At 62.0% G+C, this 6,171-nt stretch carries 6 protein-coding genes and 1 pseudogene; all 7 read right to left on the bottom strand.

The window, feature by feature from the left end:
• A partial coding sequence (locus tag HP499_RS19445) for an FKBP-type peptidyl-prolyl cis-trans isomerase (RefSeq protein ID WP_172325797.1) occupies positions 1 to 898 on the bottom strand: 898 nt, incomplete at its 3' end.
• A gap of 129 nt (positions 899 to 1,027) precedes the next feature.
• Entirely contained in the window at positions 1,028 to 2,392 is a 1,365-nt protein-coding gene (pafA, locus tag HP499_RS19440) for a Pup--protein ligase (protein ID WP_172325796.1), read from the bottom strand.
• A gap of 1 nt (position 2,393) precedes the next feature.
• Positions 2,394 to 3,101 (bottom strand): proteasome subunit alpha, encoded by a 708-nt coding sequence (prcA, locus tag HP499_RS19435; RefSeq protein WP_172325795.1) that lies wholly within the window; start codon positions 3,099 to 3,101, stop codon positions 2,394 to 2,396.
• A 1-nt stretch (position 3,102) separates the two neighbouring features.
• On the bottom strand, positions 3,103 to 3,912 hold the full coding sequence (gene prcB, locus HP499_RS19430) for a proteasome subunit beta (protein WP_172325794.1): 810 nt from the start codon (positions 3,910 to 3,912) through the stop codon (positions 3,103 to 3,105).
• A gap of 79 nt (positions 3,913 to 3,991) precedes the next feature.
• Complete coding sequence (locus HP499_RS19425) at positions 3,992 to 4,195, bottom strand: ubiquitin-like protein Pup (protein WP_026540702.1); 204 nt, start codon at positions 4,193 to 4,195, stop codon at positions 3,992 to 3,994.
• Positions 4,196 to 4,313: 118 nt separating this feature from the next.
• The gene (gene dop / locus HP499_RS19420) at positions 4,314 to 5,933 is read right to left on the bottom strand and encodes a depupylase/deamidase Dop (RefSeq protein ID WP_172325798.1); all 1,620 of its coding nucleotides are present in this window, start codon (positions 5,931 to 5,933) and stop codon (positions 4,314 to 4,316) included.
• 50 nt (positions 5,934 to 5,983) lie between these two features.
• A pseudogene (locus HP499_RS19415) lies at positions 5,984 to 6,171 on the bottom strand (proteasome ATPase); the annotation flags it as partial.

Genomic DNA, 6,171 nt, shown 5'->3' with positions numbered 1-6,171 from the left:
ATACGAGGTCACCCTTGGCTTTACCCTGGCCGGCTTCACCGTAGGCCAGGTCCTGAGGGATGACCAGCAGGACGCGCGAGCCAACAGTCTTGCCTTCCAGGCCCTGGGTCCAGCCCTTGATGACTCCGGTAAGGGGGAAACTGGTGGGCTCTCCCCCGTCAAAGCTGGAGTCGAACTTGGTGCCGTCCGAAAGGTTAACACCCACGTAGTTGACCGTCAGGGTGTCGGTTGCCTTGACGGCGGCTCCGGAGCCCTTGATGAGGTCCTGGGCAATGAGTTCCTTCGGTGCAGCGACACCCTCCACGGAAATCTGGGGAATGCCCTTGTCACCTTCCGTTACGGCCGGCAGGCCGGCAGGAGGAGTTACTGCTTCACCTTCGGGCTTCTCCAGAACCGGTGCGGCGTCCTTGGCGGAGACGATCTTGAAGACCACCAGCTGCGTGGCCGCGGGGGTGTCGCCCGAGGCATTGCCGGGCGCGGCAATGGCGACGTGGCTGCCGACCTTGGCGCCGATGATGGCGTTGTAGATCAATTCGTTGCTGGACTTGATCCGGTCCGTCAGGTCGATCGGCTGAGGGCCGTTCGCGTATCCGTCTTCCAGGGTCTTGCCATCGTTGCCGTCCACGGCAACGTAGGCCAGTTCGGCTGTTTGCCCTGCCTTAACGCGGGCTCCATCACCTTCACTGACCACATCTACGGTGGGTTCAGCCACGGTGAGGGGCTTGGAGAATTCAATTCCCGGCGCTTTGTCATTGCCGTTGTCCGTCACCTTCACGGAGTCGAGCTTGGAAACGTCGCCAACAGACTTGCTGGTGGGCTCGGCGGCCGGGGTGCTCTCGCCGCCGCAGGCGGTGATGAGCAGCAGGGCGGGCAGGAGGATTGCTAGGAGTCGGCGCACAAAAAAGACACTTTCGTCGGGGCAAGGGACGCTCGGAAAGGCGTATGACGCCACCGAGCACGTTGGGTCCCGGGAAGAGACCACTATCCAGAATAGCCCGTGAAGCTGGGAGTGAGCTTATAAGGCCCCTCAGCCCATCGACTCCAGAAGCGCATCGACCCTTTCGTCGACGCTCCGGAACGGATCCTTGCAGAGAATTGTCTGGTGTGCCCGGTCGTTGAGCTTCAGGTGGACCCAGTCCACGGTGTAATCCCTGCCTAGTTCCTGGGCCCGGCGGACAAAGTCTCCACGCAGTTTTGCCCGCGTAGTTTGCGGCGGTGCATCCACGGCATCCTTGACATCGGTTTCGGTGACCAGCCGACGTGCCGCACCGCGCGCCTGCAGCAGGAAGAAAATGCCCCGTTGCCGTGAAATGTCGTGATAGGTGAGGTCCAGCTGCGCGATTCGGGGAGAATCAAGGCTGAGGTCATGCCGGCGCATGTACCCATCCATCAGCTTCTTCTTGATGGCCCAGTCCACCTCGGTGTCAATGGTGGAGGTATCGCCGCTTTCTATCGCGTCCAGAGTGCGCTTCCATAGGTCCAGGATGAGCGGCACATGGGCATTGTGGGCCCCGTTGGTGGCGATGAATTCGGTGACCTTGGTGAGGTACTCGCGCTGGATATCGAGGGCGGTGAGCTGCCTGCCGTTAGCCAGTCTCACCAACGCCCGACCTGTGAGATCGTGCGAAATCTCGCGGATGCTGCGGATGGGGTTTTCCATCCGCATGTCCCGCATGATCACGCCCGACTCGATCATGCGGAGGATCAGGTCCACGGTTCCCACTTTGAGCAGGGCCGTGGTTTCGGACATATTGCTGTCCCCCACGATCACATGGAGCCGGCGGTAGAACTCGGCATCGGCATGCGGCTCATCGCGGGTATTGATGATGGGCCGTGACCGGGTGGTCGCGGAGGATACGCCTTCCCAGATGTGGTCGGCGCGCTGGGAGAAAGCGAAAGTGGCGCCATGCGGCGTCTTGAGAACCTTGCCCGCCCCAGCAATCAGCTGGCGGGTGACCAGAAAAGGGATAAGAATCTCAGCCAGACGGGAAAACTCCCCGCGCCGCGGGATCAGGTAATTCTCATGGCTGCCGTAGGAGTTTCCCGCGGAGTCGGTGTTGTTCTTGAACAGGTACACAGTGCCGTTGAAGCCCTCAGCTGCCAGCCTTGCCTGTGCCTCGTCCACGAGGTCGTCAAGGATGAGCTCGCCGGCCCTGTCGTGGGCAATCAGCTGGGCGAGGTCGTCGCACTCAGCCGTGGCATATTCCGGATGGGAGCCCACATCCAGGTAGAGCCGCGATCCGTTGGTCAGGAATACGTTGGACGACCGGCCCCAACTGACCACTTTCCGGAACAGGTAGCGGGCTACTTCCTCTGGAGCCAGGGGCCGGGAATCCGGACTCGAATAGGAGATCCCGAATTCCGTCTCGATGCCGAATATTCTTTTATCCATCTCAAGCCTCCTCTGTGAGCAACCGGGACATGTCCTCCGGCAAAAGCCTCCGGAACGCCCTGCGGGAACCGCGGTGGCTTTCGGATGCGCGATAAAGGACTGCAGCTTCGACGGCGGTGGCCGGCAAAGCATCGGCGTCCTTGTCCGTGGACAGGGCGCGCAGGGCCAAACGCATGGCGCCTGCCAAGGTGAGCTCAGGCTCCCACGCCCCGCTGACGACGTCGGAAATTTGATCGGCGAGACCGCCCATGACCACGAAGCCGTTCTCATCGGCGATAGAGCCATCAAAAGTGAGCCGGTAGAGGTGGTCCTGCTCCTGTGCCAAACCAACTTCGGCAACGGCGAGTTCCACTTCAAAGGGTTTCTGTTCTGCGGTAAAGACTGCGCCGAGGCTCTGTGCATACACGCTGGCCAAGCCGCGTGCTGTGACGTCTTCACGATCATAGGAGTAGCCGCGGACATCGGCGTAGCGCACGCCGGCTTGCCGGAGGCTTTCGAACTCGTTGTACTTACCCACCGCCGCAAACGCGATTTTGTCGTAGATTTCGCCGATCTTGTGCAGTGACGGCGAGGGGTTCTCTGCAATGAGCGCAATGCCGTCAGCGCAACTTATCACCACTACAGAGCGGCCTCGTGCGATGCCTTTCCGTGCGAAATCCGCACGGTCTTTCATGAGTTGCTCAGGGGAAACGTAGAACTGCTGGGTCATCTCAGGCCTCCCGTCCGGCAATGGCGCGGGATTCGACGATGTCGCCCGCTATGGCCGCCAGGTCCCGTTCCGGAACGCGCCGGTTCCCGGCCCGGTTGACGGTGTAGACCACAGGCCACAGCTGGCGGACAGGATCCGGCCCGCCCGTGGCGGAGTCGTCGTCGGCGGCGTCGTACAGGGCTTCAACAGCCACGGATACTGCCGCTTCTTCGGAGAGGTTCGGCTTCCACAACTTCTTCAGCGCTCCGCGGGCAAATACCGAACCTGAACCCACGGAATGGTGTTCCTGTTCCTCGTATCGGCCACCCGTGACGTCATAGGAGAACAGCCTGCCGACGCCGGAAACGTGGTCAAAGCCTGCAAACAGTGGGATGACCGCCATGCCTTGCATGGCCATGGGCAGGTTCCCCCGGATCATGGCACCGAGGCGGTTGGCCTTGCCCACGAGGCTGAGCAGCGTGCCCTCGATTTTCTCGTAGTGTTCCAGTTCAACCTGGAACAGGCGGGTGATGTCGATTGCCAGTCCTGCTGTTCCGGCAATTCCCAGCACCGAGAACTCGTCCGCAGGGAACACCTTCTCGATGTGCCTGCTGGCGATGATGTTGCCCATGGTGGCGCGACGATCCCCCGCCATCAGCACGCCACCGGCATACGTCAAAGCCACAATCGTGGTGGCGTGCGGTGAGGCCGGAACCGTGCCGGCTGGTAAGCATTGATTGAACGGCAGGAGTTCGGGGCGCGAGCGTTGGAGATGCTCCGTGAAAGAAGATGTTGCCTGGTTGGCCAGGGGGCCAGCTGACGGGTCCTGCATTGCTGCACTCCTTCGACTCTGCGTTCCGATGCCCGGCGGCCTCACGCCTGCCGGGCAGTACATCCTGTAGCGGGTCCGGTTACTGGCCGCCCTTTTGGACAAACGCCCTGACGAATTCTTCAGCGTTGGACTCCAGAACGCCGTCGATCTCGTCGAGGAGGTCATCCACGCCCTGCGTCGCATCCGATGCCTGGGCCGCAGGTGCTGCGGGCGGGGCCTCGGGGACATCCACCTCAGTTTCGGTGTCCCGTGACTGTGGTTGCTGCTGCTCCTGTGCTGCCATTTTCTTTCTCCCTACTGTCAGTCTCCTGATGATGGAGACTTCCTACTGCCATATTGCCACGCTGCGGGCTGCTGCGTATGGCTTTGACCAGGCCTTGGTGTTCCCGTGGCGGACTTGGTCAGCTCTTCGCCGGCGGTGGATTCCGTCCCATCAATTCGGAGAGGAATTCGCCGGCATCGTGGTGCCGCTCAAACAGTGCACCGGTCAATGCCTTGGTGCCTCGCAGCGGTTCCCTGGTGGGGACCCTTTGCAGTTTCCCCAGCCCCGGAACATCGAAGATGACCGAGTCCCAACTTGCCCCGACCACATCCTTGGCGAACTTGGAAACACACCGGCCGCGGAAGTAGGCGCGCGTGTCCGACGGCGGTTCGGTCACCGCGCGGGCGATGTCGGCGTCGTCGACGATCCGCAGCATGCGGTCCTTGGACAGCAGCCTGTAGTACAGTCCTTTTTCCGGTCTGATATCGGACCACTGGAGATCCACCAGGCCGAGCCGGGCGTCATTCCACTCCAGTCCGTCGCGGTTCCGGTAACCCTCCAGCAGCGATTTCTTGGCCACCCATTCCACGGAAGAAGCGGCCGCACCAAGGTCACTGCCGAGCGTTGTCAACGTCGATTCCCACCGGGACAACACCTGGTGGGTGTGGCCGTCACCAGTGACGGAATCAGCGACGCCCGTCTCTTGGGAAAGCTTGGCCGCAGCCTCGTAATACATCCATTGGATGTCCAAGGCGGTCACCCTCCGGCCATCGAGCAACCTCACCGTGGCCGTCAGCGTTGTGTCGTGGCTGATGGCCTGAAGTGCCTGGACGGGTTCGTGGACCTCTATCCTGGGTGCCTGGCCGGCCTCAATAAGGCTCAGGACCATCGCCGTGGTGCCGAACTTGAGATAATTCGAGGCTTGGCTGAGGTTGGCGTCGCCAATGATGACATGGAGGCGGCGGTATTTGTCAGCCGTTGCGTGAGGCTCGTCGCGGGTGTTGATGATGGGACGGCGGATGGTGGTCTCCAGCCCCACCTCCGCCTCGAAGAAATCGGCCCGCTGGCTGATCTGGTAACCAGGAGTGGAGCTGTCCTGTCCCAACCCCACGCGTCCGGCCCCGCAGACCACTTGGCGGGAGACAAAGAACGGCGTCAGGCCGCGAATGATGTCACCGAAGGGGACCGATCGCGGCATGAGGTAGTTCTCGTGGGAGCCGTAGGACACTGACTTGTTGTCCGTGTTGTTCTTGTAGAGGTTGATGGGAGGCAGCCCCGCGTCAGCGGCCACCTTCCGGACAGTGGCCAAAGCAACCAGGTCACCCGCGGCATCCCAGGTCACGGCATCCCGGGGATTGGTGACTTCCGGGCTTGAATACTCCGGGTGGGCGTGGTCCACATAAAGGCGTGCGCCGTTACCCAGGACCATGTTCATCAGCAGTGAACCGGACTCGTCCGTACCATCGAGTTCCAATTCCTGGCGCCCATAGGCCAAGGCCACTGCCTCGGCGTCGAGCACTGGCGGCTGGTCCGTGAGCTGGCTGGGGTCCGCTGCCGCCCGGTCCAGGGTCCACCCACGGGCATCGTGGAGCGGTTCTTCGTCCGTGTAGTCCCATCGTGTTTCAGCTCCCCCGGCCGCCCGCTGCCGGGTGACCGTGGCATACGCCTGAATGATCCTGGCGGACATCATGGTGGCGTTCGCCCCGGGGGCGGACGGTGCATGGATGCCGTATTCAGTTTCCGAGCCCATGACGCGCATGGCACCGCCGACAGGCAACTTCTCAGTGGGCGTACCTTCAGGTCTTGCTGTCACAGGTACTGGCCCGTGTTGGCGGTGGTTTCAATGGACTTGCCCGGTTCCTGCCCTGCCTTGCCCTGGACGATGGTGCGGATGTAAGTGATCCGCTCGCCCTTCTTGCCGGAGATCCGTGCCCAGTCGTCAGGGTTGGTGGTGTTGGGCATGTCCTCGTGCTCGCGGAATTCATCCACCACGGCCC

This window comes from Paenarthrobacter sp. CM16, from assembly GCF_013179505.1.
Classification (GTDB): Bacteria; Actinomycetota; Actinomycetes; order Actinomycetales; family Micrococcaceae; genus Arthrobacter.
Note: the sequence above shows the minus strand (reverse complement) of the source record. Positions and strands in the feature narration are given on the sequence as shown.